The organism is Frigidibacter oleivorans (assembly GCF_003993775.1).
GTDB lineage: Bacteria > Pseudomonadota > Alphaproteobacteria > Rhodobacterales > Rhodobacteraceae > Frigidibacter > Frigidibacter oleivorans.
Genome location: NZ_RJRZ01000001.1, coordinates 123,690 through 150,369, shown reverse-complemented (window position 1 = coordinate 150,369; position 26,680 = coordinate 123,690). Strand labels below are relative to the sequence as shown.

The 26,680-nt window shown below is 67.7% G+C and carries 37 protein-coding genes and 1 tRNA gene; 10 read left to right on the top strand and 28 right to left on the bottom strand.

Annotated elements, in window-relative coordinates:
- Nucleotides 1-41: 41 nt before the first annotated feature.
- The 3 genes from glpX (at nucleotide 42) to EEY80_RS00810 (ending at nucleotide 3,029) form a co-directional block, all read left to right on the top strand.
- Entirely contained in the window at nucleotides 42-1,004 is a 963-nt protein-coding gene (gene glpX / locus EEY80_RS00820; RefSeq protein WP_126974666.1) for a class II fructose-bisphosphatase, read from the top strand.
- Nucleotides 1,005-1,064: 60 nt separating this feature from the next.
- The gene (recJ, locus tag EEY80_RS00815; RefSeq protein ID WP_126974665.1) at nucleotides 1,065-2,807 is read left to right on the top strand and encodes a single-stranded-DNA-specific exonuclease RecJ; all 1,743 of its coding nucleotides are present in this window, start codon (nucleotides 1,065-1,067) and stop codon (nucleotides 2,805-2,807) included.
- A 147-nt stretch (nucleotides 2,808-2,954) separates the two neighbouring features.
- Nucleotides 2,955-3,029, top strand: a tRNA-Glu gene (locus EEY80_RS00810).
- Nucleotides 3,030-3,034: 5 nt separating this feature from the next.
- On the opposite strand, the gene EEY80_RS00805 is transcribed toward EEY80_RS00810, so the two are convergent.
- Genes EEY80_RS00805 through EEY80_RS00795 form a run of 3 tightly spaced genes read right to left on the bottom strand, consistent with a single transcriptional unit; the run spans nucleotide 3,035 to nucleotide 4,475 of the window.
- Nucleotides 3,035-4,144 carry a tyrosine-type recombinase/integrase gene (locus EEY80_RS00805; RefSeq protein ID WP_126974664.1) on the bottom strand — a complete coding sequence of 370 codons (1,110 nt, stop codon included), beginning with the start codon at nucleotides 4,142-4,144 and terminating at the stop codon, nucleotides 3,035-3,037.
- Nucleotides 4,141-4,332 carry a hypothetical protein gene (locus EEY80_RS00800; protein ID WP_126974663.1) on the bottom strand — a complete coding sequence of 64 codons (192 nt, stop codon included), beginning with the start codon at nucleotides 4,330-4,332 and terminating at the stop codon, nucleotides 4,141-4,143. The genes EEY80_RS00805 and EEY80_RS00800 overlap by 4 nt, the downstream gene beginning before the upstream one ends.
- The gene (locus EEY80_RS00795) at nucleotides 4,332-4,475 is read right to left on the bottom strand and encodes an Arc family DNA-binding protein (RefSeq protein WP_126974662.1); all 144 of its coding nucleotides are present in this window, start codon (nucleotides 4,473-4,475) and stop codon (nucleotides 4,332-4,334) included. Before EEY80_RS00795 ends, EEY80_RS00800 begins: the two co-directional genes overlap by 1 nt.
- A gap of 116 nt (nucleotides 4,476-4,591) precedes the next feature.
- Between EEY80_RS00795 and EEY80_RS00790 the strand changes: the two genes are divergently transcribed.
- Together EEY80_RS00790 and EEY80_RS00785 are read left to right on the top strand one after the other, a co-directional pair.
- Complete coding sequence (locus EEY80_RS00790) at nucleotides 4,592-5,059, top strand: hypothetical protein (RefSeq protein WP_126974661.1); 468 nt, start codon at nucleotides 4,592-4,594, stop codon at nucleotides 5,057-5,059.
- A gap of 234 nt (nucleotides 5,060-5,293) precedes the next feature.
- Nucleotides 5,294-5,554: a hypothetical protein gene (locus tag EEY80_RS00785; protein ID WP_126974660.1), complete on the top strand. Its 261-nt coding sequence runs from the start codon at nucleotides 5,294-5,296 to the stop codon at nucleotides 5,552-5,554.
- 417 nt (nucleotides 5,555-5,971) lie between these two features.
- Here the strand turns inward: EEY80_RS00785 and EEY80_RS00780 are convergent, their stop codons facing one another.
- The 23 genes from EEY80_RS00780 to EEY80_RS19935 all read right to left on the bottom strand — a co-directional run bounded on the left by EEY80_RS00780 (nucleotide 5,972) and on the right by EEY80_RS19935 (nucleotide 20,405).
- Complete coding sequence (locus EEY80_RS00780; RefSeq protein WP_126974659.1) at nucleotides 5,972-6,478, bottom strand: hypothetical protein; 507 nt, start codon at nucleotides 6,476-6,478, stop codon at nucleotides 5,972-5,974.
- A 45-nt stretch (nucleotides 6,479-6,523) separates the two neighbouring features.
- Entirely contained in the window at nucleotides 6,524-6,880 is a 357-nt protein-coding gene (locus EEY80_RS00775; RefSeq protein WP_235829668.1) for a phage tail assembly chaperone, read from the bottom strand.
- Nucleotides 6,877-8,979: a phage tail tape measure protein gene (locus EEY80_RS00770; RefSeq protein WP_126974658.1), complete on the bottom strand. Its 2,103-nt coding sequence runs from the start codon at nucleotides 8,977-8,979 to the stop codon at nucleotides 6,877-6,879. Before EEY80_RS00770 ends, EEY80_RS00775 begins: the two co-directional genes overlap by 4 nt.
- Before the next feature lie 7 nt (nucleotides 8,980-8,986).
- Nucleotides 8,987-10,585, bottom strand: a complete 1,599-nt coding sequence (locus EEY80_RS00765; RefSeq protein WP_126974657.1) for a terminase large subunit — start codon at nucleotides 10,583-10,585, stop codon at nucleotides 8,987-8,989.
- A complete protein-coding gene (locus EEY80_RS00760; RefSeq protein WP_126974656.1) occupies nucleotides 10,563-10,964 on the bottom strand; it encodes a phage terminase small subunit P27 family in 402 nt (133 codons plus the stop codon). The genes EEY80_RS00765 and EEY80_RS00760 overlap by 23 nt, the downstream gene beginning before the upstream one ends.
- A complete protein-coding gene (locus EEY80_RS00755) occupies nucleotides 10,961-11,278 on the bottom strand; it encodes a phage head closure protein (protein ID WP_126974655.1) in 318 nt (105 codons plus the stop codon). The genes EEY80_RS00760 and EEY80_RS00755 overlap by 4 nt, the downstream gene beginning before the upstream one ends.
- Nucleotides 11,275-11,691 (bottom strand): DUF3168 domain-containing protein, encoded by a 417-nt coding sequence (locus EEY80_RS00750; RefSeq protein ID WP_126974654.1) that lies wholly within the window; start codon nucleotides 11,689-11,691, stop codon nucleotides 11,275-11,277. The genes EEY80_RS00755 and EEY80_RS00750 overlap by 4 nt, the downstream gene beginning before the upstream one ends.
- Entirely contained in the window at nucleotides 11,688-12,101 is a 414-nt protein-coding gene (locus EEY80_RS00745) for an HK97-gp10 family putative phage morphogenesis protein (RefSeq protein WP_126974653.1), read from the bottom strand. Before EEY80_RS00745 ends, EEY80_RS00750 begins: the two co-directional genes overlap by 4 nt.
- Complete coding sequence (locus EEY80_RS00740) at nucleotides 12,101-12,412, bottom strand: head-tail connector protein (RefSeq protein WP_126974652.1); 312 nt, start codon at nucleotides 12,410-12,412, stop codon at nucleotides 12,101-12,103. Before EEY80_RS00740 ends, EEY80_RS00745 begins: the two co-directional genes overlap by 1 nt.
- Nucleotides 12,409-12,864 carry a hypothetical protein gene (locus EEY80_RS00735; protein WP_126974651.1) on the bottom strand — a complete coding sequence of 152 codons (456 nt, stop codon included), beginning with the start codon at nucleotides 12,862-12,864 and terminating at the stop codon, nucleotides 12,409-12,411. The genes EEY80_RS00740 and EEY80_RS00735 overlap by 4 nt, the downstream gene beginning before the upstream one ends.
- Before the next feature lies 1 nt (nucleotide 12,865).
- On the bottom strand, nucleotides 12,866-13,345 hold the full coding sequence (locus EEY80_RS00730) for a hypothetical protein (RefSeq protein WP_126974650.1): 480 nt from the start codon (nucleotides 13,343-13,345) through the stop codon (nucleotides 12,866-12,868).
- Complete coding sequence (locus EEY80_RS00725) at nucleotides 13,342-13,701, bottom strand: HNH endonuclease (protein ID WP_126974649.1); 360 nt, start codon at nucleotides 13,699-13,701, stop codon at nucleotides 13,342-13,344. The genes EEY80_RS00730 and EEY80_RS00725 overlap by 4 nt, the downstream gene beginning before the upstream one ends.
- Before the next feature lie 2 nt (nucleotides 13,702-13,703).
- Complete coding sequence (locus EEY80_RS00720) at nucleotides 13,704-13,958, bottom strand: spike base protein, RCAP_Rcc01079 family (RefSeq protein WP_126974648.1); 255 nt, start codon at nucleotides 13,956-13,958, stop codon at nucleotides 13,704-13,706.
- Between the two features lie 133 nt (nucleotides 13,959-14,091).
- Nucleotides 14,092-14,472 carry a hypothetical protein gene (locus EEY80_RS00715; RefSeq protein ID WP_126974647.1) on the bottom strand — a complete coding sequence of 127 codons (381 nt, stop codon included), beginning with the start codon at nucleotides 14,470-14,472 and terminating at the stop codon, nucleotides 14,092-14,094.
- A gap of 12 nt (nucleotides 14,473-14,484) precedes the next feature.
- A complete protein-coding gene (locus EEY80_RS00710; protein WP_126974646.1) occupies nucleotides 14,485-16,032 on the bottom strand; it encodes a phage major capsid protein in 1,548 nt (515 codons plus the stop codon).
- A gap of 1 nt (nucleotide 16,033) precedes the next feature.
- A complete protein-coding gene (locus tag EEY80_RS00705) occupies nucleotides 16,034-16,420 on the bottom strand; it encodes a hypothetical protein (protein ID WP_126974645.1) in 387 nt (128 codons plus the stop codon).
- Nucleotides 16,407-17,588: a phage portal protein gene (locus tag EEY80_RS00700; protein ID WP_126974644.1), complete on the bottom strand. Its 1,182-nt coding sequence runs from the start codon at nucleotides 17,586-17,588 to the stop codon at nucleotides 16,407-16,409. The genes EEY80_RS00705 and EEY80_RS00700 overlap by 14 nt, the downstream gene beginning before the upstream one ends.
- A 325-nt stretch (nucleotides 17,589-17,913) precedes the next feature.
- A complete protein-coding gene (locus tag EEY80_RS00695) occupies nucleotides 17,914-18,153 on the bottom strand; it encodes a DNA-binding protein (RefSeq protein WP_205749003.1) in 240 nt (79 codons plus the stop codon).
- A gap of 510 nt (nucleotides 18,154-18,663) precedes the next feature.
- The gene (locus tag EEY80_RS00690; protein ID WP_235829667.1) at nucleotides 18,664-19,590 is read right to left on the bottom strand and encodes an MBL fold metallo-hydrolase; all 927 of its coding nucleotides are present in this window, start codon (nucleotides 19,588-19,590) and stop codon (nucleotides 18,664-18,666) included.
- Nucleotides 19,587-19,817 carry a hypothetical protein gene (locus EEY80_RS00685; protein ID WP_126974643.1) on the bottom strand — a complete coding sequence of 77 codons (231 nt, stop codon included), beginning with the start codon at nucleotides 19,815-19,817 and terminating at the stop codon, nucleotides 19,587-19,589. The genes EEY80_RS00690 and EEY80_RS00685 overlap by 4 nt, the downstream gene beginning before the upstream one ends.
- Entirely contained in the window at nucleotides 19,814-20,059 is a 246-nt protein-coding gene (locus EEY80_RS00680) for a hypothetical protein (protein WP_126974642.1), read from the bottom strand. The genes EEY80_RS00685 and EEY80_RS00680 overlap by 4 nt, the downstream gene beginning before the upstream one ends.
- Nucleotides 20,056-20,265 (bottom strand): hypothetical protein, encoded by a 210-nt coding sequence (locus tag EEY80_RS00675; RefSeq protein WP_126974641.1) that lies wholly within the window; start codon nucleotides 20,263-20,265, stop codon nucleotides 20,056-20,058. The genes EEY80_RS00680 and EEY80_RS00675 overlap by 4 nt, the downstream gene beginning before the upstream one ends.
- Nucleotides 20,262-20,405 (bottom strand): hypothetical protein, encoded by a 144-nt coding sequence (locus EEY80_RS19935; RefSeq protein WP_164738089.1) that lies wholly within the window; start codon nucleotides 20,403-20,405, stop codon nucleotides 20,262-20,264. The genes EEY80_RS00675 and EEY80_RS19935 overlap by 4 nt, the downstream gene beginning before the upstream one ends.
- 620 nt (nucleotides 20,406-21,025) lie before the next feature.
- Here EEY80_RS19935 and EEY80_RS00670 point away from each other — a divergent pair.
- From EEY80_RS00670 to EEY80_RS00650, 5 genes are all read left to right on the top strand, one after another.
- Complete coding sequence (locus EEY80_RS00670; protein ID WP_126974640.1) at nucleotides 21,026-21,604, top strand: ANTAR domain-containing response regulator; 579 nt, start codon at nucleotides 21,026-21,028, stop codon at nucleotides 21,602-21,604.
- A complete protein-coding gene (locus tag EEY80_RS00665; protein ID WP_126974639.1) occupies nucleotides 21,601-22,785 on the top strand; it encodes an ABC transporter substrate-binding protein in 1,185 nt (394 codons plus the stop codon). Before EEY80_RS00670 ends, EEY80_RS00665 begins: the two co-directional genes overlap by 4 nt.
- Nucleotides 22,786-23,074: 289 nt before the next feature.
- Complete coding sequence (locus EEY80_RS00660; protein ID WP_126974638.1) at nucleotides 23,075-24,373, top strand: CmpA/NrtA family ABC transporter substrate-binding protein; 1,299 nt, start codon at nucleotides 23,075-23,077, stop codon at nucleotides 24,371-24,373.
- Between the two features lie 11 nt (nucleotides 24,374-24,384).
- Nucleotides 24,385-25,293 (top strand): nitrate ABC transporter permease, encoded by a 909-nt coding sequence (gene ntrB / locus EEY80_RS00655; RefSeq protein WP_126974637.1) that lies wholly within the window; start codon nucleotides 24,385-24,387, stop codon nucleotides 25,291-25,293.
- 10 nt (nucleotides 25,294-25,303) lie between these two features.
- On the top strand, nucleotides 25,304-26,098 hold the full coding sequence (locus EEY80_RS00650; protein WP_126974636.1) for an ABC transporter ATP-binding protein: 795 nt from the start codon (nucleotides 25,304-25,306) through the stop codon (nucleotides 26,096-26,098).
- A 10-nt stretch (nucleotides 26,099-26,108) separates the two neighbouring features.
- On the opposite strand, the gene EEY80_RS00645 is transcribed toward EEY80_RS00650, so the two are convergent.
- Together EEY80_RS00645 and EEY80_RS00640 are read right to left on the bottom strand one after the other, a co-directional pair.
- Nucleotides 26,109-26,390, bottom strand: coding sequence for a hypothetical protein (locus EEY80_RS00645; protein ID WP_126974635.1), 282 nt, complete (start codon nucleotides 26,388-26,390; stop codon nucleotides 26,109-26,111).
- Nucleotides 26,377-26,643, bottom strand: a complete 267-nt coding sequence (locus tag EEY80_RS00640; RefSeq protein ID WP_126974634.1) for a BrnT family toxin — start codon at nucleotides 26,641-26,643, stop codon at nucleotides 26,377-26,379. Before EEY80_RS00640 ends, EEY80_RS00645 begins: the two co-directional genes overlap by 14 nt.
- Nucleotides 26,644-26,680: the final 37 nt, after the last annotated feature.

The following is a 26,680-nucleotide window of genomic DNA, read 5'->3' as shown; positions in this document are numbered from 1 at the left end:
GGTTAGCTGCGAGCCAAAGCAGATCACGCAGGAATTTCCCGATGACCGTTCCCGTCGACTTCAACGACCGCATGCTGTCCCTCGGCCTCGCCCGTGTCAGCGAGGCGGCCGCCCATGCCTCGGCGCGGCTGATCGGACGCGGCGACGAGAAGGCCGCCGACCAGGCGGCGGTGAACGCCATGCGCGACCAGCTGAACATGCTCGACATCAAGGGCGTGGTCGTGATCGGCGAGGGCGAGCGCGACGAGGCGCCGATGCTCTATATCGGCGAGGAGGTCGGCACCGGCACCGGACCCGAGGTGGACATCGCGCTCGACCCGCTGGAAGGCACGACCCTCACCGCCAAGGACATGCCGAACGCGCTGACCGTGATCGCGATGGCGCCGCGCGGCACGCTGCTGCACGCGCCCGACGTCTATATGGAAAAGCTGGCCATCGGGCCGGGCTATCCGACGGATGTGGTCAGCCTGGCGATGGAACCGGCCGAACGGGTGCGGGCGCTGGCGAAGGCGAAGAACTGCGACGCCTCCGACATCACCTGCTGCATCCTTGAACGCCCGCGCCATCAGGACCTGATCGCCGAGATCCGCGCCACCGGCGCCGCGATCCGGCTGATCACCGATGGCGACGTGGCCGGCGTCATCCACTGCGCCGAGGAAACCACCGGCATCGACATGTACATGGGCTCGGGCGGGGCGCCGGAAGGCGTGCTGGCGGCCTCGGCACTGAAATGCATGGGCGGGCAGATGTGGGGCAAGCTGCTGTTCCGCAACGACGACGAACGCGGCCGCGCCCGCAAGGCCGGGATCACCGACCTGGACCGCATCTATTCGCGCGACGAACTGGTGACCTCGGACGTGATCTTCGCGGCGACCGGCGTGACCAACGGCTCGATCGTGCAGGGCGTGAAGCGCGAACCCGGCTTCCAGACCACCGAGACGATCCTGATGCGGTCGAAGACCGGCTCGGTCCGCCGGATGATCTATCGCAACCCGGTGAAGTAAGCCGCGCGGTCCCGCTGCTCTGCCCCTTGCACCGGACGCGCGGCGGGGGCAGAGGAACGCATGGCCGATTTCCTGAACGTATCGCAATCCGCCACCGGCCGCCGCTGGGTCGGCCCCGCGCCCGAGGTCGAGCGCCAGGCCGAGGCGATGGTGCAGGCGACGGGACTGCCCCTGCCGCTGGCCCGGGTGCTGGCGGCGCGGGGCGTGGCGCCCGAGGACGCCACGCGCTTTCTGGACCCGAAGCTGACCGATCTGCTGCCCGATCCGCGCAGCCTGCGCGACATGCAGGCGGCGGCGGCGCGGTTCCTGCGCGCGGTCAAGGACCGCGAACCCATCGCCATCTTCGCCGACTACGATGTGGACGGCGGATCCTCGGCCGCGCTTCTGAAGATCTGGCTGCGGTCCATGGGCCGCGATGCCACGGTCTACATCCCCGACCGCATCGACGAAGGCTATGGCCCCAACGTGCCCGCCATGCGGATGCTGGCCGAGGCGCATCGGCTGATCGTCTGCGTCGATTGCGGGACCCTGTCGCATGACCCGATCGCGGCGGCGGCCAGCGCCGATGTCATCGTGCTGGACCATCACCTCGGCGGCGAGACGCTGCCCGCCGCGCTGGCGGTGGTGAACCCGAACCGGCAGGACGAGTCGGGCGAGCTGGGACATCTCTGCGCTGCCTCGGTCGTGTTCCTGATGCTGGTCGAGGCGAACCGCCAGCTGCGCGCGCAGAACATGCAGGGGCCGGACCTGATGGCGCTGCTCGATCTGGTGGCGCTGGCGACGGTGGCCGATGTCGCCCCGCTGACCGGCGTCAACCGGGCGCTGGTGCGGCAGGGGCTGAAGGTCATGGCGCGGCGCGAACGGCCGGGGCTGGTGGCGCTGGCCGACGCGGCGCGGATGGACCGAGCGCCGACCGCCTATCACCTGGGCTTCCTGCTGGGGCCGCGCGTCAATGCCGGCGGCCGCATCGGTGCCGCCGATCTGGGCGCGCGGCTGCTGGCGACCGACGATCCGCGCGAGGCCGCGGACCTTGCCGCCCGGCTCGACCAGCTGAACACCGAACGGCGCGAGATCGAGATGCGGGTCCGCGACGCGGCGCTGGCCCAGGCCGAGGCGCGGGGGCTGGACGCGCCCCTGGTCTGGGCGGCGGCGGATGGCTGGCACCCGGGCGTGGTGGGCATCGTGGCGGCCCGGCTGAAAGAGGCGACGAACCGCCCCGCCGTGGTGATCGGCTTCGCCGACGACGAGGGCAAGGGGTCGGGCCGCTCGGTCGCGGGCGTGGACCTCGGCGCGGCGGTGCACCGGGTCGCGGCCGAGGGTCTGCTGCTGCGCGGCGGCGGGCACCGGATGGCGGCGGGCCTGACCGTGGGCCGGGCGCGGCTGGACCCGGCGATGGAGCGGCTGGCCGACCTGCTGGCCCGGCAGGGGGCGGGGGCGGGGGGGCCGCGCGACCTTCGGCTCGACGGGCTGCTGATGCCGGGGGCGGCGACGCCCGCGCTGCTGGAGGACCTCGACCGCGCCGGCCCCTACGGACAGGGCGCGCCGGCGCCGCGCTTCGCCTTCGGGGCGATGGCGATTGTCCGCACGCGGCGGATGGGCGAGACGCATCTGCGCCTGACCTTCGGCGCGGAAACCGGCCCGCGGCTCGACGCGGTGGCCTTCGGCGCCTTCGACGGCCCGCTCGGCCCGCTGTTCGAGGCGCATGGCGGCCACCGGTTCCACCTGGCGGGCAAGCTGGAACTGAACCACTGGCAGGGCCGGTCCAGCGTGCAGCTGCGGCTGGAGGATGCCGCAAGGGCCTGAGAAGACGTGCCTTTTCCCGGGGCCGCAGGTCGGCGGAAAATCCTGCGCGAAATCTGCAAAATCCTCTTGCGAGTCTCAACCGGCTGGCCTAAACACCGCCCCACGCCGAGCGACGCCCCGATGCGACGCCGCCCGGAACGCCAGCGTGGCCCGTTCGTCTATCGGTTAGGACGTCAGGTTTTCAACCTGAAAAGAGGGGTTCGACTCCCCTACGGGCTGCCACTCAGTCATGATTTGCCTTTCTTTTCAGGTGGTTGTGGTGCGCTGATGTCTAACCCGTCGAATAGGTTAGACAACACCCGCTCGGATTTCACTCCAGTCACTCGTGACAAACCCCGGTCGGCCAACTTCCCGCGGCCAGCCTTCTTCGTATATGTCGCGCCCTCCTTCGGGGTGGCGTGGGCGAGGAAGCTCATCACCTCCAGCTCGGTCCCGCCTTCCTCGGCAATTCGGGTCGCCTGCCCCTTCCGCAGCCCGTGCGATGAGCAATGCGGAAGCCCGGCGTCCTTGCACTGATCCTTGAACCAGTTGCCAAAGGTCTCGGGCTTGTAGGGGCGTCCTGCCCCGTGCGTGAGGAACAGCATCCGGTCGGCCGGGACGTGGCGAAGCTCCTCAGCAAGCTCGGGCAGTATCTCGTAGTCGCCGCCGATCTCGCTCTTGTGCCGGCGGTAGCTGATCCGGCCGGCCCTCACGTTCTGCCAGCCGAGCCGGATCACGTCCTGCCGGGCGGCGCCCGTGTTCATAATTAGCAGCGCCGCCAGCCGAGCCTTCGTCCCCGTCCCGTGATGGGCAAGAAACTGGTCCATCTCTTCTGCCGTCCAGGTGTGGTAGCCGTCCGGGTTTTCCTTGCGGCGGTCGGCATATTTGGCGGGGTTGTGCTTGAGGTCGGCCAGCCCGTGCTTGATCCCGAAGTTGAAGAGCATAGACATGTTCTTCTTCACGGTGTTCGCGGCGGTAGGCCCCGCCTTGCGCGCCATGATCGCTTCGACGTGGCGCGTCTCGATCCGGGCGGCTTGATACTGGCCTGCCTCAGCCCGGAGCCAATCCAGTTCGCGACGGATCGTCTTCCGGCGGATTTCGGAGAGGTTCAGATACTTGGCACTGCGAAGGTAATTCTCGATCAGCCAAGCTACCGTCCCGAAGGTGCTGTTCGTCCGCTCGACCGGCTGGGCTGCACCAGCAACCGCCGCCTCATAGGCCACGCGAAACTCGGCCGATCCGTAGGCGCCAGGCAGATAGAGGTCGGCCTTACTCTTCACCCTGAAGCGCCACCGCACCTTCCCGTGCCTGTCGGTGAACCGGGACACGCCCGGGAAAGGATTGCGGGGTCGCTTCATCTGCGCCTCAGAAGCTCGTCGGGGTCAGGTCCGGTTCCCGCAGCTGGCGCAGCACCCAACGGCAGGATGGTGACGGTTCCCCGCGCGTGGTCCACCTCGATCCGGCCGACGGCAAACCCCGCAGCCATGGCACCCCTTACGGTGCGCTTGATTTCGGTCTCGGTCACGGTGGCGGGGCGGTTGGCCATCAGGCAGCGGCCTCCTGCTTTGCCATCGCGGCGCGGATCGCGCGGATCACCTCGCTGTTCTGCGAGCTGCCGTTGAGCTTGGCCTGCGCCATGAGCCATGCCTTCACATCGGGGGGCAGTCGGAGGGGGAAGTTCTGGGTCATCTTTAACGTCGTCTTGATGGGTCCATTATGTGTCACTCACAGGTGACAATACACGTGCCATTGACGTCACGCAAGCGTATCTCTAGGCGTGCATATGAGTGTGACAGGGGGAGTGTATGGCTAAGGAACAAGATGATGATGCCCCGCTGGGCCACGAGAACATTCGCCGGGTATATGCTCTGCCGGCGGAGATGGTTGACCGCATCACGAAATTCCAGAAGGAAAAAGCCTTGACTTCTGAAGTGGAGGCTGTCCGGCGGTTGCTGGATGAGTCGTTGAAGTCGCGGGACAACCTCACGACCATCATCAACCGTCTTCTTGCCAAGCTCGGCCAGACCCGTATTGCCGCTGAAGCGGCACGGGATGTGCTAGCGGGGCATCCTCTCGTCACCACGATTTCATTTGGCGAGACTTATGTTAGCCTCACTCTGAAGAATGAGGATCGGGCGACGGTCTTTGAAGACGGGGGCGTTTCTGTGACTCTCAGCGGGTATGGGCGGCAAGACACAAAATGGGTTCCGACAGATCCCAAAAATCCCTATGCCGGGGGAAATTTGGACATAGATCTAGATATCCCCTTCTGACGCCGCCCGCCCTGCGCGCCGAAAAATGCAGGAAAAACAACGCGCCGCTGCAACGGCCGTTGAACGATCGTTCAACCATGGTGTCCCGATCCGGGACCACTTCCGCTCCGGGACCAGTCCCGCTGTGGGACAGGCTCATCATCGCGCGCGCGGGTCAGCCCGGATCAAGCGGCAAATTTGCCGCTTGGGGACATCCGCAGTTCGTGCGCAGATAGCACAAACAGGGAGATCATCATGCAAGCAATGCGAGGGCCGGCGACGCTAACGTTCGACGATGGCACCACGGTAGATGTCGTGGTCGACCTGACCTTCCAGCAGCGACGCGGATCGTTCGAAGGCCGGGGCGTGATCCGGACTGCGGATACCCTCCAGTTCGCGCTAAAGGGCAACCACGCGATCTTGGACTGCGGCGGACGCAAGATTGAGGTGGGGATTCAGCTGGCGAAGACCGAAGGCATTGCGACTATCACTGCCAGCGGCAGACCGTTGACCTAGTCGTCACCTGCCAAAGCGCATCGAACCTCGCCGCGGTAAGGCACGGCCGAGACCTCTGCTTGCGCCGCAAATGACCGGCGTGGTTCTGGCAGGTGCGGCCGCAGTAGATGGCTTGAGAGATCATCTTCACCGGGATCTCGCCGCCGCACTGCACACAACGCCTTCCCTCCTTCGCCCGCGCCCTCCTTACGGCGCGCATGGCGTTGCGGCATTTGGCGTTGCAGTATCCGCGATTGAACGGCGCTTCGTCCGGCAAGAGCTCTTGGCAGTATCCGCAAGGCCGCCCCGCACGTCGCGCCCGCCGGGCTTCGGCTTCCAGCTTGTAGTGATCATCGTTCTTGCATTTCACGCTGCAATACATGCGATGCGCGAAACTGCCCGCGGGGAGCGGAGTGCCGCATCGTTCACAGCGCGCGGTTAGATCGAGCGGACCGCCATGTCGACCGCCCGATCCCCTTGCGCCTCCCGCCGGAGCGAAAGGGCGTTGTGATACACCCCCGCACACAGATCGCCGCAGAACTTGAAGTGACCCTCCGGTAACGGCTTGCAGCAGCGAACGCAGCGGGTCCGCTTGATCAGAGTCCCGGCCGCTATTGCCCATTCTGGCTGCCCCTCATTCCAAGTTGGACGCTTTGCCCGAACGCGTCGAAATGCGTCGTCCAGCAGTTCACTCGCCATCCGGTCGGCAGAATGCCAGCGCCAGCCCTGCAGGCAAAGGTCTGCCCGGATGCCGTGGCGCAGGGGGCCTTCAAGCCCGAACAACGTGCCCGTCGCTCCCGCCTCGAACGCCAGCCGGATAACCCGGGCCAGTTCCTTGACGAGGTGTTCATAGCGCCCCTCCCCGAGTTTGCCGCGCTCGGCATCTCGCTCGACCCGAGCCAGCTTTCGTTGCATTTTGGCGGCGGCGGGAGTCATTACCAGCATTGGTGATCCACAGGTCAGGGAAGAGGCAGCCTCGGATGCGGCCCCCTACGTTGTCATCATGTCGAAGATGGCCGGTGTCAGTGCCTGCCGGCTCTGTTGGGGTAGGCGCTTGACGCCCTCGGCACTCTGTCTGGTCTGGTGAAAGTCCGTCAGCCACGCGGCGTCCATCGCCGTGATCGCGCGGACGTGCGGCGGCTCCAGCGGAAGGCGCATCAGGTCGCACCACGCCCTGATGTCGGAATAGGTGATCGGGTTCGGTCCGGCGGCGTGGTAGGTTCTTGCCCGCGACAGTTCGCCGAACGCCTGCCATATCTGCCGGCCGGCCTCCGGCGGCTTGGCCCCGCCCCCTCGAAGGTGCGCTGTCAGCGCCGCGCAAAGCTGATCGGTGAGCCTGTCCATCATGCCCGTCTCACGTTGATCTGGTGGCCCTGCTTCAGGCCTTCGTTGATCGTGTCGAACAGGCTTTCGATGGTGCTGGCGGAATACACATCGCCCTGCAGGGTCAGGTTGTAGACGCTCGACTGCTGCGCCGGCGCGGATGCGCTCGCCGATGAACCTTCTCCACCCAGGCTTCCGGCGTTCGATCCGGTCGGGCTGGTGCTCTTGATCGCCGCCACGAACGCGGCACCCTTGGCGATGACGGCCGCTGCGGAGGCGAAGCCGAAGGTGCCTTTTTCCAGCTCCTTTGCCGCGCCCTGCAGGGTCGATACCCACGCTTCGGCAGCGGCGAAGGCCTGGCTCATCTTGAAGGCGTCTTCGTTCATCGAACCGATGGCCCCGAGAATGTCGGAGCCGGCACCAAGGAACCCTTGCAGGCTGGCCGCGTGGCCCGTTTCCTCGATGCCGCGCAGGCGATCCTGATGTTCCTGTTCCAGGCGCTCGATGGCCTCGTGACGGCCGCCAAGCGCCTCAAGTTGCGCCTCGGTCGCGCCGTTCAGCATGGCGAGGCTTTCCTCATACCACGCGGCGAGGATTTCCTGCTCGGTCTGCAGTTCCTCGATCAGCGAGTCGAGCGCCGAGCTTCCACCACCGCCACCGCCCGATGACGCCGCGTTGGGTGAGCCGAAGCTATCGACGCCCGGCAGCTGGGGGCGCGGGGATGTGGTTGGCGCCAGCGGGCTTTGATAGGCGCCGGCCCGGCTTTCAGCGATGGCAGCCGCACGGTCGTCAGTCACCGGCGCCGCACCAAGTGCCTGGTTCATTCCCATCGCAAGGCCGATCACCTCGCCGATGGCGCTGCCAAGTGCAGTGACCTGGCTGATGATGCCCGAGAAGTCGATCTGGTCGGAGCGATCGAGTTCGGAGAAGGCGGCGAGGGTCTTCTCCTTCACCTCCTGCATTCGAGCGGCGAACTCCTGCCCCTCGATCTCGCCAGTGCTGAAGTCCTCGGCCAGCCCGAGCATTTCCTCGCGCGCCACCCTCAGGGCTTCCCAGAGATCGTCCAGCCCGCGCGCATCGGCTTCGGCCATCGCCGCCGCGATCTGCGCCGCAGCCCCCCGTGCGTCTTCCTCAAGGCCGGAGTAGCTGTTGCGCAACTGCTCGACCGCCTCCACCTGGTCCTCTGTCAGGGACCGGGCCTCCGAAAGCGCCTTGTAGAGTTCCGGTCCAAGCACCGCCTGCGCGAGCGCGTCATCGGCGAACAGTTCGTTCAACCTGGTCTCGAAGATGTCGAACGGCAGATCGCCAATCGCCACGGCGAGGGTTTTGCCGAAGGTCGAAACCCGCGTGGTGAGTTCCTGAAACCGGCGGTCCAGTTCCGCAGCCTTGGCGATCATCTCCTCATCGAGAACGGCGCCCACCTCGTGCGCCCGGTCGATGGTGGCACGCAGCCCGGCCTCGCCCTGGCCCAGCAGTTCCACGAAGCGTTCGCCGCCGGTGCCCCCGAAGATTTCGTCGGCGATGCGGATCTGCGCGGCGCGGTCGAGGTCTTCCATCCGCCCGATGATTTCGAGCATCAACTCGGACGGGTTCTTGAGGGCCTCCGCCAGTTCGCTGCTGGAAAAGCCGATCCGGTTGAACGCCTCGGCCGCCGGCCCCGCCCCGGTGACGATGAACTCGTCCGCGCGCAGCGACAGTTCCTTGAAGCCGTCCACGAGGCTGTCGATGCCGATCCGGTTCTGCTCGGCCACGAATTTCCACTGCTGGAACTCTTCCGCGTCCAGGCCCGAGCGCCGCGCCTCGTCCCCGAGGGTGGCGATCTCGCGCACCATCTGCCCCACGTTCGCGGAAAACCCGGCGAAGGCTGCCGTGACAACGCCGCCAACGAGGCCCGCGGCGAAGGCCTTCCCGAAGGTGCCGATGGAAGCCGAGGCCGAGGCGAGCGCCTGCTCGACCGACCGTCCCATCCGGCTCGTGTCCTGTTCCATCTGCCGCGTTGCCGTTCGGCTGTCGCCCCGCAGGCGCCGGAAGCTCTCGCTGCCGGTGCGCTCCGCCCGCTTCATCCGCTTCTCGAAGTCGGATACCCGAGCCTCCAGAAGAACCACCAGTTGTTCCTGATCCATCAGCCCCTCATGCCAGCCAGAGTTCGTCGGAGAACCAGGGCTGATCGACCGCCAGCCCGCCCTCGTCGGCCGCACACCGTGCCACCGCCATTGCTGCCGCCACGGCGCCGTCGATCTTGTCCTTCGACTTGCCCTTGTGGAATGCGCGGTTGCCGGCGGCGTCGGTGCGGATTTCGATGTTGGAGACGTTCCAGCGCAGCACCGGATGGCCACCATGCCGGAAGCGGCGGCCGATGATCGCCCGTTCCAGTTCCTTCACCGCCGGCGCCATCGTCACCCAGCCCTGCCGCATCTCCACCGCCGGGAAGCCGTCCTCCAGAAGGTCGTTGAGCATGTTCCGGGCAAGGTGCGGGTCGAAGGCGATCTCGCGCACGTTGAACCGGGCGCAGGCCTCGCGGATGTGATCCTCCACCACCCGGAAGTCCACGACATTGCCTGCGGTCGAAACGATGTGCCCCTCCTCGGCCCAGGTCACATAGGGCACCTGCGCGAGGTCTTGCCGCGACCGCAGGGTGTCCTCGGGACAGAAGAACCACGGATGCACCTGGTAGCCGTCCGCGCCGTCCCGCCAGCAGGCCACCACGGCGGTGAGGTCGCTGTTGCTGGAGAGGTCCACCCCGAGCCAGCACGGCGCCTGTGACGCCTCCAGTTCGTCCAGATCGACCGCGCCCGCGCCCTCGTCATAGATCGGCATGTCCACAAAGGGCTCGGTCGCATGGTCGAGCCAGATGTTCAGGTTCAGCTGCCGGAAGGCCTCGCGGTCGCCGATCCGCCGGCTCCCTTCCCGTGCCAGCTGCCGCAGGCCCTCGATGTCGGGGTATCCGTGGCGCAGGCCGGGGTTCACCCGGAACCAGACTTCCTCGTCCTGCCAGTCGCAATCCCGGTCGGCCTCGAACAGCACCGGCAGGATCGACGGATCGACCACCTCGCCGCGCGCCACCTTTCGGGCATCGTCCACGATGTCCCAGGCGATGTTCTCCTGCCCCCGGCCGGCGGTCGTCGCCACCACCAGGAGCGATCCGGGCGTCTTCACCAGCCCCGAGCGCAGCACGTCCCAGAGGTCGCGCTTCTTCCAGGCGTGCAGCTCGTCTGCCAGCACGAAGACCGGCGTGCGCCCGTGCTGGGTGCCTGCATCGGCCGAGATGGCCTCGCAGAAGCTGCGGTGCTTCGGATAGACGATGCGGTTGCGGTAATCGAGCGCGCGGACATGCGGCGCGATCTTGGGATGCGCCTGCATCAGGCCGCGCAGTTCCTCGTAGGCGATCCGCGCCTGCTTGCGATCCGAGGCGGCCGAGATGACCTCGCCGCCCGGCACAGCCTCCGGCCCGACCGTGTGCAGTGCTTCCAGCGCCGCGGCGAGGCTGGTCTTGCGGTTGCCGCGCGGAACGAGGATCACCACCGTCTTGACGATCCGGCTGCCGTCCTCGTGGCGCGGGCCATAGATGCGCCGCACGATCCGCTCCTGCCACGGGTCCAGCTGGAACGCCTTGCCACTCTTCGGGTGCTTGAGCATCCGCAGGAACTTCACCGCCCGCTCGCCGAAGCCCAGCGGGTCGGGGATCGCCGATCCGTCATAGAGCCAGTCAGGATAGGTTGAGCGGGTCATCCCCATCCTCCTGAGCGTCCTCGCGGATCGACGGGCGCGAGCGCGAGACGGGCGTCAGGCCCAGCTCTGCCGCCAGCAGCCGTGCGCGTGTCATCGCGTCGGATTGGATACCCACGGCCGGGTGGCGCTTCGGCAGACCGTCCACGCGGATGATGCGCCCCTCGGCCTGCATGACCGCTTCCATCTCGCGCACCGTGCCGATGGCGAGGCAGTAGTTCTCCAGCCCGCCCAGGTCGGCACTGGTGAGGATGCGCCGCTCGGCGAGGATCGGCATGACCCGGCGCCACTCGACCGCCGCGTCCTCGGGCAGCCAGTCGGGCGCGTCCAAGACCAAGATGGCCTCACGGTCGCGCATCAGGGCAGGCTTGGTGCCTTTCATGCCGCCCCCTCCTGACAGCGCAGCTCCAGTCCGCGCCGCCGCTCGATCTCGACAATCTCCCGGATGCCGAAGACGCGCCCGTCGAAGACGATCCTGTCGGCTGTGGTGATGCCGGCGAGGAAGCGGGTGCGGAAGACCACCACCGCCTCGTCCACGGCGCCTTGCACCCGCATGAACTCGGTCGTGCCCCGCTGCACCACTTCCGCCCGCAGGGTCGCGTGCGTGGCCCAGACGGTTTCCGGGGTGCCCGCGGCGTTGATCGTGTCGGTGCCGCGCTCGATGATGACGATGTCCCGCAGCTTGCCGGCCCTCATGGCAGCACCTCGTGGATCAGCGCCTCGATGGTGACGATGCCGTGCGAGGTTTCTCCATCGGGGTCGCGGATGGTGCGGATGCCGGAGACATAGGCATCGGCGCAGTGATACCCGGCAGCGAGGCCGAGGCGCCCGGAATGGATCGCCCCGCGGATCGTTCCACAGATCGCCTTCACGCCTTCCAGCGAGGGTTCGCGCTTCCAGACATGGGCGGTATGGTAGATGCGGGTGACGGCACGGCGCAGGCTGATGTCCTCGTCAACCGCCTGGCTTTCCCCCAGGATGATGGAAGGCGACGGCGCCGGCCGGGCGTGGCGGTCGAGAATGCTAGCCGCAGGCACAAGTGCCAGCACCGCCGGGGTGGCGAGCAGCCGGGCGCGGATTGCAATCTGCAGTTCCAGGTCGGCGTTCATGTCCGCGCCTCCCGGATCGCCTTCGACATGGCGCGCTTGATCTTGGCCGAGGCCTTCTTGCGGGCGAGCCGGAAGCCGGGCCAGAAGTAGGGCTGCGCCTGCATCTTGTCGGTGCCGTATTCCTGCAGGTGAGCATAGCGCACCTCCGAACTGCCCACCGTGACGGCCGCCTGGTTCTCGCCCACCACGCGCGATCCGCCCGGCTGGGAATAGGCGGGTGTCGTCTGGCCGGGGCCGGTGACGGCAATGCTGTCCCGCAGGGCGCCCGTGTCGGTGGGCGCGAGGCCGCGCTGCACGTCCGCCACGTCTTCGGCGGCCGAGACGAGGGCAGGCTTCACCGCCGCGCGCACCTCGCGCGGGATCGCCTGCATCCGCCGCTGGAACCTGGACAGCCCGCCGTCATCCGCCATCAGAAGGTGAACTCCCGATATTCGGTGACGATCTCGGTCACGCCAAAGGGGATGGCCCGCGCGCCCTCGGTCGCCGCCTCGCGCGTCTCATACCACCACGCCGCCAGTTGGCAGACCGCCTCCACCAGCGCCGGCGGGATCGGATCCTGATCCACGCCGCCGAAGGTCGCCTCGATCTGATAGCCGAGCAGGCGCTCCACATGGTTCTGCGCCGCGTCGAGCTTGCGCTGCAGCAGCGCGTCATCCAGCGATCCGAGGTCGTCGGTGAAGGCGAGCTGTTCCTTCAGCTGTTCAAGGGTCGCGATGCTCATGCGCTCAGCCTCGTGATCGGGCCATTGATCTGAAGGTCGGCCTGCATCTTCAGGATGCTGTTGGCCTCATCGAACACCTCGGAAAATCCGATGACCAAGGCCCGCCAGCAGCGGCGAGTGACGCCATCCGGAAAGTCGAGCCGGAAGGCATAGTCTTCAGATGCGCCATGTGCCTGCCACAGACGCTGCTGTCCCTCGTTCGACGGATCGGCGCCGAGGATGATCTGCATCGTCTGGCCGGTCTGATGGTCCTTGATGGCCCGGGCGAACTCCGGTCCGTCGCTTTCCGGCAGATAGGTGATGGTCGCCCAGGTCGTGCCAAGGACGCCAAGGCTTTCGGCCTCGGCGATCTCCGCCCAGTCCTGGTCCTCGGTGATCGCGAGACGGTATGCCATGGCATCACCGACTGCGCCGCCGATGTAGAGCCTGCAGCCTGCCACCGGCATCAGCATGTCAGGCCTCGGCAGCGTTCACGCGGACCACGTTGCTGTTGATCCACAGCGTCGCGTTCAGCTTCATCACCGAGTTGGCGGTATCCAGCGCCTCGGAGACGCTTGCGACCTTGGCGAAGAACATCCGTTCGGAAGGCGTGCCGCCGGCCGGTGCATCGTTGAAGACGACGCGGAACGCATAGTCATGGGCGGTCTTCTCGGCAGCGAGCAGAGCCAGCTGACCCGCATCCCCGGAGTCGATGCCGCAGACGAGTTCCATCGCCCCGGCATTGCGCGTGCCCTTCAGGCGGCGGGTGCGCTGGTTGCCGATCCCGTCGAAGGTGATCTCGGCCGCCTCGTCGCCGAAGGTGCCGAGGTTCTCCACTTCCTTGACCTCAACCCACGTCTCTCCGCTGAAGTCGGTCGCGTCGAGGTCTTCGCCGGGATCGTCCATGACGCCGCCGATGTAGAGCTTGGCGCCATTCGTCGCAAAAACAGTCATTGGGGTTTACTCCCGTAGAGGCGGCGCTCGCTTCGTTGTTTTGCGCCGGAGTGACAGGACGTGCAGAGGCTCTGCAGGTTGGTCGGGTCGAGCCGCCGCTCGGGGGCGACGGATCGGGGAATGCGATGATCCACATCGGTCGCCGGCGCGCCGCAGAAGGCGCAGAGCGGATGGGATCGAAGGTGACGTGCCCGCAGCTTGCGCCAGTCGGCGCCGAGGCCGCGGGCCGAGGCAGAGGGGCGCCCCTTGTCGAAGCGCGCCTTGCGTTCGCGGTCGCGTTCCGCCTGACAGGGGCAGCGGTCGCCGGCAGCAACAGCCCGCCCGCATCCGCATATCCTCGGCCCCCTGTTCGGCATGGTCAGCTCCACCCCACGAAGCTGCCGCCAGAGATCGCCACGACGCGCGTTGGGCGGAACGGAAGCAGCATCCCGGCGTCGAGCGCATAGGCCACATCTGCACCGGTCTCGTCGCGCAGCGTGATCGTGCCGGCTTCGAGGCAGAAGATGGCGCGCGGCATCGGGTCCAGATCGGCGCTTTCATCGGCCGACAGGATCGCGTGCCGCGCCCCGGGGTCCTGGAGCGTCCGGGCAGTGTTCGCGAAGGGGTCACTCATTGCTGTTCTCCTGAAACTGCGGCCTCGCCGGCCTTGACCCCCGAACGTCCTGCCCGCGCGGGTAGGGAGGCCGGCTTTCCGTTGTTGGACGGGCCGCGGCGCCCTCAAAAGAGGTTCACCCGCGCGGTGCCCGTCAGGCGGCCGGGCGGTCGAGCGGCACGATGGCCGCCACGGCGCCGGCCGCGATGCTGGTCCCGCCCGCCTTGGTCAGGGCGAGGCGGACGTGGTTCTTGAAGCCCAGGTAGCCGAGGCGATAGGCGCTGTCCGCGGCGAGGGTCGCCGGGGCATCGCCCTGCACCTGGTCGGCGGCCACATCGGCCCAGCCGGTCGAGCCGTCATCGGACTCCTGCAGCTTCACGCCGAAGTCGCCCGAACCCGCCACTGCGCCGGTGGTGACGATGAAGACCGCCCCCGCCGCGTCGGTCAGGTCGATGGCGGCGCCCTGTCCCGCGGCCGATTGCACGGCGGCGGTGTAGGCCACGAGGGGCAGGATGTTGGAATAGAGGTCACGCATGGCTGGTTCTCCTCACGAGGTGGCCATCTTGAGCTTGCGGAAGCGGGCGGCCTGCAGGACGCCGCCGCCCACGCGCCGGGTGGCGTGGATGCGGGTCATGCCCTTGGTCGCCTGCGTGTAGGGATCGACCAGCGTCGACATGGCGAGCCGGTCCACGATCCGGTAAGCCGACCAGTCGGCATAGACGATGGGGAAGGTGCCGCTCGCGACGTCGGGCAGGTCCACCATCTCGATCACCGGCCGGCCGAGGATCGTCTCGGGCTGGCCCGCCTGGAAGGCGGGCTGCCACAGGAAGCGGCCGTCGCCGTCCTTCATCGTCCGCACGATGCCGAGCGTGGTGCCGTTCATCGCCCAGGCCCCGCGGTTGCGATACATCGCGGGCATGGCATAGAGCAGCTTGACCAGCGCATCGGCCGAGAGGTTGGTGGCATGGCCGTTCAGCGTCTCGGCGATGCCGGGATGCTGCATGAAGCCCTTCGGCTGCAGCCCGCCGGTGCCGTTGACGAAGGCGGTGGCTTCCTTCTTGCCGAAGTCCTCGGCCAGCGCCATCCGCACCTCGGTTTCCGCCGCCGGCGCGTCCTGCATGAGGCGGTTCGACAGGTCCACGAAGGTCGCCAGTTCCTTCGCCTCGATCTCGGTCTGCCCGAAGCTGATGTCGGAGGCCTCGCGCTCCTGCGTCTCCCCCACCCACTGCGCGTTGGTCAGGTCCGTGCGGGTCGGGTAGATCACCGAAGGCGCGGTGATGCTCACCACCGAGGCGTAGGAGCGGATCGGCGAGAACTCGACCAGCGCCCGCACCACCTCGGAAGAGATTTCCGGGGGCGCGAGATAGCCGCCCTGCGTGTCGGACGAGACGGTCAGCGCCTTCTGGTCCTCGGCCCCGATCTGGTTGCCGAGGCGCAGATAGTTGGCGAAGGCCTTGCGCTCGACCGAGGGTTCCTTGTCGTCGCCGCCCTTGGCATCGCCGTGCGGGCGGTTGGCCTTGGCCTCCAGCTTGTCGAGCCGGTCGGCCAGCTTTTCGAGGCCCTTCACGCTTTCGCCGATCTGGCCCATCTTCTGTTCCAGCGCCTCGATCTCGGGCGCGGTGCCTTGCTCGGTCATGGTGTCCTTTCCGGCCGTCGCGGCCTTTGCCGAGGTGATGCGAGCGCCGGGGTGCGCAGGCACCGCCACGACGCTGATTTCAAGCAGCTCAAGGCCGCTGATCGTCCGGCCGCCGCCCCTACGAGGCGCCGACTTGTTGCTCTTGAAGCCGATGGACAGGCCGCGCAGCGCGCCAGCGTGGATCAGGGCGCGAACCTCGCGGGCGCGGGCTACGTCATCCACCAGCAGCCGCCCCTTCACCTGCAGCCCATCCGCCGTTTCGGTGACGGCATCCCACACGCCCACCACGTCCGTCTGGTCGTGCGAGGCCAGCATCGGCAGCGGGGGCCGGGCGGCAGCAAAGGCGCCCTTCTCGATCACGTCGCCCACGCGGTCGGCGGAGCCGAAGGGCCATGCCAGCCCTTCCAGCGCGCCGGCCTCGTTGACCGTGATGTCCGCCTTCAGTTCGATCCGGTCCATGTCACGCGCTCCGGAAGTTGCGGCGGTCGCCCGCGAAGGCATCGACCTGCGCCTGCACCCAGGCGGCGGCGCGCAGGAGCCGCACCACGTTGGCATGGCTGAAGGGCACCGGCTGGCCCTCTTCCTCGATCTCCCAAGCCAGCACGCAGCGGGCGAGGCTGTTGATCCGTGCCCGCTCGCGCGCCTCGGCCGAGACGCGGCCATCGGTGTCGGCCGCCTCGGCCAGCTCGTCCACCAGCTTCAGCCGCGACCGGCCCTGCGTGGCGCTGTCCGGTCCCGCGATCCGCAGCCGGATACCGGCCGGTTGCCCGGTGAAGGGGTCGGCCAGGTCGAACCAGCGGCCGCGGTCCTGGTCTTCGGCATTGGCGAGGATGTCATTCAGCTGCACGGGCAGGCTCCTCAGCCGCCGGGGCGGCGCTGATGTTGGGGTTGAGGTATTCGTCGCCGCCCGCGCGCGGCGGCAGGCCGAGCCAGTCGCGGCCCTCGTTGTTGTTGATGGTGCGGGATGCGATCAGGCTGTTGATGACCGTGGCGCGGGTCGAGAGGTCGGCGCGGGTCAGGTCGTCGCGGTCGAAGCGGATCACATGGTCGGCCCGCTCGTCATCGCCCAGCAACGCCCGGCGCAGCGCGCCTTCCAGCGCCCGCAGCCACGGTTCCAGGCAGTAGACCAGGAATTCCCGCCCCATCTGTTCCGTGTTCGACCAGGTGGCGCGGTCGAGCTCGAAGAGCATGGACGGCGGCACCCGGAAGGCGCGGGCGATCTCGAGGATCTGGAACTTGCGGTTTTCGAGGAACTGCGCGTCGGTCGAGTTGAAGGTCAGCGGCTGGAACGTGGCCCCGTCATAGAGGATCGCCGTGCGCCCGCCGGTGTCGTCGCCCTCATGGGCCGTGCGCCACGCCGCGCGGGCCTTTTTCACGGCCTCTTCGCCCATGCCCTTCGGAAAGGACAGGGCGCCGGACGGGCGGGCACCACGGCTGAACAGCTTGACCGCATGGCCTTCCAGCACCAGCGCCAGACCGATCACCTCGCGGGCCAGCGACAGAGGCGCCCGGCCGAAGGGGGCACGCAGATGGATCACGTCGCGAGCGGGCACCGGGCGCCCGTTGATCAGATAGCTCGGCTCGTTCGTCGCCTGATCGTATTCGACCGTGAACAGGCCGGGCCGGTAGCGGATCAGCTCGACCACCCGGCCGCCCGAGCGGTTCACGAAGGCCAGCCCGCCGCGGTCGTCGCAGAGCGCGTCGATCACCAAGTCGCGGATGAACTCGAAACCGCTGGTCCAGTCGTTCGCGGCATCCCGCAGGAAGGGCAGCACGTCATGGCCGGCAGCCGCAGTCTCCTGTCCGTCCGTCCCGATCCGTTTCACCGTCACGTCGAGTGAGGCAGCGGCTTCCGAGATGATCCGCACCGCCGAGCCCACTGCCGGCACCCGCAGCGCGGCGTCGGCCGAGACGGCCACGCCAGAGGCAGTCGGCACGATCCCGAACAGCGCCAGCTCGTCGGGCGTCGGGTAGGCCACGGATTTGCGTGTCAGGGTGAAGGGCCACAGTCTCATGCCACCATTCTGACGGCGCAGCGGCCAGTGCGGCAGACTGAGTTATCTGGCTAAAGGTAGGTTTTCATTGGTTTTCATGGCCCGGCGATTTCCCATTTCGGGCAAATCTCGCGCGTTGTTCCCCGCGCCGGTCCCCGCCTCAGAACGAAAGTTGGCGACCACCCCCCTTGCAATGACGTCTTGCGCTAACCACTTGCGAAACAACTCAGCGCGTCGCGGGTTCAAATCCCGCTGGCTCCACCATCATGAGGGGCCATAGCTCAGTGGCAGAGCGGCTGACTGAACACAGGCCCGGACACTTAGGTGATCCGGGCCTAACTATGTGTCATGCCTTCCCCCGCAACCATGCGTTCAGTTCGCTGCGGAAGGCGAGGTAGCCAGCGGGCGAGTGATAGATCGGCGAGCCTTCCAGCCGGGCCAGTCGCCGCACCTTGTCCACCGAGCACCCCATCGAACGGGCGATGGCGCCGAGGCCCCAGATTTTATCACGGCTGCCGAAGGTGGCGTCGAAGGTTTCGGGCGTGAGGCGGGTGCTGCCGGCGCCCTTGATCTGTTCGTGCTTCATGGTCCCTGTTCCCTGCCTAAAAGGTCAGCAGTCCTTACCTAGTCTCTTTGGATGGTTTCCCCCACCCGCTCCTTCCCCCCATCTAGAGAACAAGACCTTCTGGCCTGTTCGTCTGGGGAAGGCCCTGCGCTGCCTCGATCCGTATCCACGCGATGCCCGATGTCGGGGGCCAGCCGCCTTCCCTCTGGCTTTTCACCAGACCCGCCCTTTGCAGCCATGCGCCGGTGCGGTCCCCGGTCGTCGCCCCTTGCCTTCCTGGCTCGGGTCGTCGCCGGCGGGATGTAGTCGTCGCGCTTCTGAGCGGGCCTAGCAGGAGCCGGTGCCGCTCGGGTCGGGTGAAGTCCCCGGATCGTCATGGCCCGTCTTGGCTCAGGTGCCGGGCAACCACCGCTAATGTCGCTCAGCGGCCAGAGGCTAGGGCGGGTGATGGGATGTGCCCGGCTCGGTGTCCGGTCTGCTCCGATGGGTGAAAGCCCCCGCACCGCGCCCGAGGCACGGGGGCACGGTTCATCAGTCGCGAGGTGGAGCGAGAAGCAGGCGCGTGACTTCCTCGCGTTCGTGCTTCTCCTTTTCCTCGTCGATGCCGAGCTGCATGAAGTCGAGGTGTTGCTCGATGGCCTTGCGCAGGATTTGCGCGATCACGTCGGGTGGCAGGGCTTCTAGCTGGCAGGTGCCGCCGGTCCATGCCTTGGACCGGCTGTCGGTGGCCTTAGGTGGAGCGGTGGGCAGGTCAAAGCGCCTAACCTGAGCGGCGGTCAGTGCCACACGCTCGAATTGCGCCGTGACAAGCCCGTGCCGCCGGTCGGCTTCTACGAAGGCGGCTACGTCCTCGGCCACGCTGTCGAAGATCGAGACGCCGCTCGGGTCGAAGTCACCCAGGTGCAGGATCACGGTCGGCTTGCCGATCTCGCAGATGCGGTCGGCCAAGTCCTTCTTGGCGGTCAGGCTGTCGAAGCCGCCGGAGGAGTAGACGGGCACCGAATAGGCGCGCGCCACCTCGTCGAGCTGCGGCAGCATACCTGCGGCCTCGCACCAGACTTCGATGTGGTATTCCTGATCCGCGAGCTTGTTGCGGGTGTAGTTCTGACCAAGTCCGCGCAGGTGACGCAGGAAGTCGTCTTTGCCGTCGAAGTGCCCGAGGCGATACGTAGTCACGCCGTCGTCGCGGATCGCATAGAAGGGGATCAGGCCGCCGCGCCGGGCATTGGCGAGGTGGTGGCAGAGCCGACCATAGGCCGCCTCCGTCTTGGCATAGCCATGCGCCCCGACCAGCCGATAGAAAATCTGGCGGCAGGTCAGCGGCCAATACTCGCGGTATTCCTCCAGCACGGCTTGCGCCTGATCCAGCAGCTCGCGCGTCTTGGCCTGGGGGCTGTAGTTCTCGATGTAACCGCGCGGTCGCGAGGTTTTACGGCCTGCCGGAAAAACTACGTTCACGCGCGCCGCTCCCGGCTATGAAGGCGGGCGTGATGACGGCGGCAGAGCCAGCGGACGGCCAGACTGTCGTAGCGGTCGTGGTGGGCATCAACCTTCGCAGCCCCGCACACTTCGCAGGGCTGCTTCTGGATCAGGCCCCGGCGAAGGGCGCTCTGCACGTCCAGATGGGCGCGGTAGCGGGCCGGGTTCTCGTTTCGCCAGCGGCGTTGCCGGGTGATGGCGGTCATTCGGCCGCCTCCCCGAGGTCGAGCCGATCAGCCGTCCACTTTGCCAGACGGCGCATGAGGTCGAGCGTCTGGGGGCCGGGTTCCCAATCCGGCCGTTGACGCATCTGGTCGATCTTCTCGGCGAAGTCGCGTCCCTCGCCCGGCGGGGCGGTGGCGACGACCAAATCCCAGATGCGCAGACAATCTGCGAGGTCGAGCATCGGCGCCGCAAAGCTGCGGATGGTGATGACCGCGTTCCTCATGCCGCGCCCTCCGCCCGCGCCTCGTTGTGCTGGCGGTAGTCGTGGATTTCGGCCACGCACTCCTGCATCGCCTCTTCCAGGTCGCGGCCGTCGCGGATTTGCCTCACGGCCACGGCGAAGCGCCACAGCTCGACCGTATCCAGCGACTCAATTACCTCTTCGACGCGGGCCTCGACCGGCGCGTCGATCTTGGGGGCGTAGCTCATGCCTCACCCCCGATCATCTGGCGGGCGCGGGCGACCAGAACCTGACCCTGTTCGAAGGTTCCGAGGTTTTGGCCACAGGCGGTCACGGCGACGATCTGCATCACCAGCTCGCGCGCGTCGGCCGGCTCGATCTGGATCAACGCTCGCTCATACTCACCAAGGACAGAGCATTGGGCGTTGAACTCTTCATCACCCATGCCGTTCGTGGCGGGGCCGTTCAGCCACTCATAGCGGCCGAGCCACGACCGGAAGAGGGTTTCGACCGGCGAGGCATAGACAGCGGCAGTCCCGCCGGTGTAGTCTCGCAGACAACGACCTTCGTTCTGAATTGCCTCGGCTGCGCCCGCCAGCGCGCCGGGGTTTTCGTTTGTCGCGGCTCGATCCGGGTTAGCCAGCCGGCAGAGTTCCCCAATGTTTTCAATGGGGGCAGAAGCGCCGGTTAGACAATTGGAAGGGCCTGACACTATTGGGGAATTAACGCCCCCTACGGGCTGCCATTTCCTCCCTTAAACCAGAGCCGGTTCGCGCGGACGCCGTCCTGCGCTGTCGAGTGGTCTGGGTCCAGCCCGACGAGGGCCAGTCCGGCGCATGGGCACGGCGTCGGCGCCGTTATGTCCGCAGAGGCGTCATTTCTTGGGCATCTCTGCCGATTCCGCCCAATTCATCGGCGCATCGCAACCCGCTGTCCCCACGCCAGCCGCCCGCCCTCGTTCCCCTCGGGCTGCCCTGCTACCCCGAGGGTCGAACACCTGGACCCCCGATGCAACTCTCCATCCTCATCGTCGAACGTGACAAGGACCGTGCCCTGCGCATGGTCGATGCGCTGCGCGAGGCGGGCGACTATCAGATCGAGGTCATCGCCGAGGAGAACGGCCTGCGGCGGCGGATCGCGGCCATCGCCCCGGACATCGTGCTGATCGACATCGCCGACCCCTCGCGCGACGTGCTGGAGGAACTGGCGCTGGCCTCCAGCCCGCTGGAACGGCCGGTGGCGATGTTCGTGGACCGCTCGGACGAGCCGCTGACCCGCGCGGCGATCGAGGCGGGCGTGTCGGCCTATGTGGTGGACGGGCTGCGCCCCGACCGGATCAAGCCGGTGCTCGACGCCGCCATCGCCAGGTTCAACCTGTTCCAGCGGATGCGGGCGGAACTGGAGGCGACGAAGACCGCGCTGGAAGAGCGCAAGGTGATCGACCGGGCCAAGGCGATCCTGATGAAGGCGCGCGGCATCGACGAAGAGGCGGCCTATGCGCTGCTGCGCAAGACGGCGATGGACCAGAAGCGGCGGGTCGCGGACATCGCGCAGCAGCTGGTGATGGCGGCGGGGCTGCTGACATGACCGCCGAGCGCCTGAGCATCGGCTATGTGCCGCTGACCGATGCCGCGGCCTTCATCGTGGCGCAGGAACTGGGTTTCGCCGCCGAGGAGGGGCTGGATCTGAACCTGATCCGCCTCAGTTCCTGGGCGCAGAGCCGCGACCTGCTGGGCGCGGGCAGTATCGAGGCCGCGCATCAGCTGGTGCCGATGCCCATCGCGCAGACGCTGGGGCTGGGCCCGCCGCTGCCGCAGGTCGACCTGCTGATGATCGTCGCGCATGGCGGGCAGGCGGTGGCGGTCAGCAACGATCTGGCGCGGCGGATGCGCGCCGACGGCTTCGGCTTCGACTTCGTCCATGCCGGGGCGGCGGGGGCGGCGCTGCGGGCGGCCTCGGGCGGGCGGCTGCGGGTGGGCGTGCCCTTCCCCTTCTCGACCCAGGCCGAGGTGGTCTGGCACTGGCTGGCGGCCAGCGGCTTCGACATCCGGTCGGGCGCGGTCGAGGTGCATACCGTGCCGCCGCCGCGCATGGCGCAGACGCTGGCCGCGGGCGAGGTGGATGCCTATTGCGTGGGCGAACCCTGGGCCTCGATGGCGGTGGAAACCGGGGCGGGGGCGCTGTTGCTGCCGGCGCGGGCGATCTGGGCGGGCGCGCCGGAAAAGGGCCTGGTGATGCGCCGGGACATCGCCGAGGCCGATCCCGACCGCACCGGCCGGCTGATGCGGGCGCTGTGGCGGGCGGGCCGCTGGCTCGACCAGCCCGACAACCGCGGCACCGCCGCCGAGCTGATCTGCCGGCCGGACTATCTGAACCTGCAGCCCGAGGTGGCCGAACGCGGCCTTCAGGGGCGCTTCCTGATCTCGGGCCAGGGCGAGGCGCGGCAGGTGCCGGAATTCATCAGCTTCCACGAAGGCGCCGCGACCTTCCCGTGGAAGAGCGTCGCCGCGCTCTTCGCCGAACGGATGGCGCTGCAGCACGGGCTCGACCCGCAGGCGGCGATGCGGCGGGCGATGACCTGCTTCCGCACCGACCTTTACCGCCAGCACCTGCGCGCGGCGGGGGCGGACCTGCCCGGCGCCTCGGCCAAGATCGAGGGCGCGCTGCGGGCGCCGAACCCCGTGGCCTCGGAAAAGGGCGAGATGATTCTGCGGCCCGACGCCTTCTTCGACGGCCGGGTGTTCGAGCCGCCATTCGCGGACAGCTGAATTCTGCGGCAGCGCGGCACGATTTGCGCTGCGATGTGCCGCGTCCGGGCGGCCCGGCGGCGGGGATGACCGGCAGAACCTTGATCGGTGGCCCGGGCAGCGGCATCACTGGGACATCGCCGCCGGCAACGATGCCGCGGCATGACCTGCCCGCGACGCTGCGGGATCCGTTAGGGCAACGATGCCGCCATGTCCGCGACCAGAACCGGTCGCAGCGACAGGCGGCTTTTCTGTTTCAAGCATCCAGGCCGGACCGTCCTTCCCCGTCCGGCCCGCAAGAGGACCCGCCATGACCGAGACCGCGACCCCCATCTCGCGCCGCAGCCTGATCAAGTCCGCCACCGGGGCGCTGGCCACCATGGCCGCCGCCCGCGCCCTGCTGCCCGGCGGTGCCTGGGCCGCCACCCCCACCCCCGAGGTAACCGGTGCGCGGCTGGGCTATATCGCCCTGACCGACAGCGCGCCCCTGATCATCGCCAAGGAAAAGGGCCTGTTCGACAAATGGGGCCTGCCCGATGTGAGCGTCGAGAAGCAGGCCAGCTGGGGTGCCACGCGCGACAACATGGCGCTCGGCGGCGGCAGCGGCGGCATCGACGGCGCCCATATCCTGCGGCCGAAGATCCATCTCTATTCCACCGGCGCGGTGATGCAGAACAACCAGCCGCTGCCGATGTACACGCTGCTGAACCTGAACGAGAACTGCCAGGGCCTGTCGGTCGCCGCCGCCTATGCCGATACCGGCGTGCGGCTGGATGCCGGCAAGCTGGCCGAGGCTTTCGCGGCGAAGAAGGCGGCGGGCACGCCCGCCCAGGTGGCGATGACCTTCCCCGGCGGCACCCATGACCTGTGGATCCGCTACTGGCTGGCCGCGGGCGGCATCAACCCCGACACCGATGTCGACGTGATCGTGGTGCCGCCGCCGCAGATGGTGGCGAACATGAAGGTCGGCAACATGGACGCCTTCTGCGTGGGCGAGCCGTGGAACGAACAGCTGGTCCACCAGAATATCGGCTTCACCGCCGCCACCACCGGCGAGCTGTGGATGCGCCACCCGGAAAAGGTGCTGGGCATGCGCGCCGACTGGGTCGATGCCAACCCCAACGCCACCGTCGCGCTGATGTCCGCGGTGATGGAGGCGCAGATGTGGTGCGAGAAGATGGAGAACAAGCAGGAGATGGCCGAGATCGTCGGCCGCCGCCAGTGGTACAACGTGCCGGTCAAGGACATCATCGGCCGCATCAAGGGCGAGATCAACTATGGCAACGGCCGGCAGGAGACGAACCTCGACCTCGCCATGAAGTTCTGGGGCGCCGGGGGCGAGACCTCCTATCCGTGGAAGTCGCTCGACAGCTGGTTCATCACCGAGAACAAGCGCTGGGGCTATCTGCCCGGCGATCTGGACGGCAAGGCGCTGATCGACGCCACCAACCGTTCGGATCTGTGGCTGCAGGCCGCGGCCAATCTGGGGCTGGACACGGCGGGCTTCGGCGACAGCCGCGGCGTCGAGACCTTCTTCGACGGCAAGACCTTCGATCCCGCAGATCCAGAGGCCTATCTGGCAAGCCTCTCGATCAAGGCGATGGCGTGAGGGGCGGGGACATGAGCGTATCGACCCTTCGCAAGCCCTCTGCCGCGCCCGGACCCGTTCCGGCCGCTGTCGAGGCCCCCGCCGCGCCGGCACGGGTGCTGTCCCTGCCGCGCCCGGCCCGGCCGCCGGCGCTGGCCGTGCTGCTGCGGCTGCTGGCGGAACGGCTGCTGCCGCCGCTCGTCGTCTTCGCGGCGCTGCTGCTGGCCTGGCAGGCGGCGTTTTCGGGCGGCAGCTCCGGCCTGCCCACCCCCGCCGCCGTCTGGCAGGAAAGCCGCGAACTGATCCTCGACCCGTTCTTCGTCTACGGCACGCAGGATATCGGCCTGGGCTGGCGGGTGCTGACCTCGCTGGAACGGGTGGCGATGGGCTTCGGGCTCGCCGCGGTGATCGGCGTCGGCACCGGCGCGGTGATCGGCCAGTCGGTCTGGCTGATGCGCGGGCTCGACCCGATCTTCCAGGTGCTGCGCACGGTGCCGCCGCTGGCCTGGCTGCCGATCAGCCTCGCCGCCTTCATGGACAGCCGGCCCTCGGCGATCTTCGTGATCTTCATCACCGCGATCTGGCCGATCATCATCAACACCGCCGCAGGCGTCCGCGCCATTCCGCAGGACTATCGCAACGTGGCGGCGGTGCTGCGGCTGAACCAGCTGGAATTCTTCTGGAAGATCATGCTGCCCGCCGCCGCGCCCTACATCTTCTCGGGCCTGCGTATCGGCATCGGCCTGGCCTGGCTCGCCATCGTCGCGGCTGAGATGCTGACCGGCGGCGTGGGCATCGGCTTCTTCATCTGGGATGCGTGGAATTCCTCGCGCCTGACCGACATCATCGTGGCGCTTGTCTATATCGGGGCCGTGGGCTTCCTGCTCGACCGTCTCGTGGGCTGGCTGGGCCGCGTCGTCTCGCGCGGGACGGCGGTCTGAGGAGATGGGCATGAGCTATCTGAAAATCGACCGGGTCGGAAAGACCTTCGCCACCGGCAACCGCAGCGTCGAGGTGCTGGCCGACATCCGCCTGACCATCGAGAAGGGCGAGTTCGTCTCGATCATCGGTCATTCCGGCTGCGGCAAGTCCACGCTCCTGAACCTGATCGCCGGCCTGACCGAGGTGACGTCGGGCGGCATCCTGCTGGAAGGGCGCGAGGTCAACGCCCCCGGCCCGGAACGGGCTGTGGTGTTCCAGAACCATTCGCTGCTGCCCTGGCTCAGCGTCTACGACAACATCCGCCTTGCGGTGGACAAGGTCTTTGCCGCCAGCCGGTCCCGCAGGGAACGCCACGACTGGATCCTGCACAACCTCGACCTGGTGCAGATGACCCATGCGAAGGACAAGCGCCCCGGCGAGATTTCCGGCGGGATGAAGCAGCGCGTGGGCATCGCCCGGGCGCTGGCGATGGAACCGAAGATCCTGCTGCTGGACGAACCCTTCGGCGCGCTGGACGCGCTGACCCGGGCGCATCTGCAGGATGCGGTGATGCAGATCCACGCGCGGCTCGGCAACACGATGCTGATGATCACCCACGATGTCGACGAGGCGGTGCTGCTGGCCGACCGGATCGTGATGATGACGAACGGTCCCTCGGCCACGATCGGCGAGGTGCTGTCCGTGCCGCTCGACCGGCCGCGCGACCGTATCGCCTTGGCCTCGGACCCGGGCTACCTGCGGGCGCGCGAGGCGGTGCTGCGCTTCCTTTACGAACGTCACCGTTTCGTCGAGGCGGCGGAATGACCGGCGGGGGCTATTCGGCGGCGTGCAGCCGCCCCGCCCGCGCCGCGGCTTCCAGCGCCTCGGTCGCGCGGCGGATGAACCCGGGCTTGTTCGGCTCCAGCGACAGGAAGGCCGTGCGCGGGATGCCGGCGGCCTCGGCCTCGCGCAGGAAGTCCTCGCGTTCCCTCAGAAAAGCGTGGACCCCCGCGAAACCATCGAAATCCTCGGCACGGACGAACCAGAGCCATTCCTCGTCGGTGATCTCGGGGCTCTCTTCGTCGGGAACGCCGTATTCCCCGTCATCCTGGTTCATGGCGCCTCACCTCTCGGGCATTGGCCTTGCGCAGCGAGATTATCCGCCGTGTCGCGCCGCGCATAGTGAAGATGCAGATGTGCAATCGCCCGTTCAAGGGTGCTGCCGCCTCTATCCGCTCTTCGCCATAGTCCCGGCGCAGGTCGCGGCGGTAGACGGCCCGCGCCCAATCGAGGTTCGCCGCCTCGGCCAGCGCCAGCCCGTGCTTCGCCCGGTTGGCGGCGTCCTTGTCCTCGTCCCACTCGACATCCATGCCCGCAGCCTGGCGCGGCCATGATTGACGGAAGGTA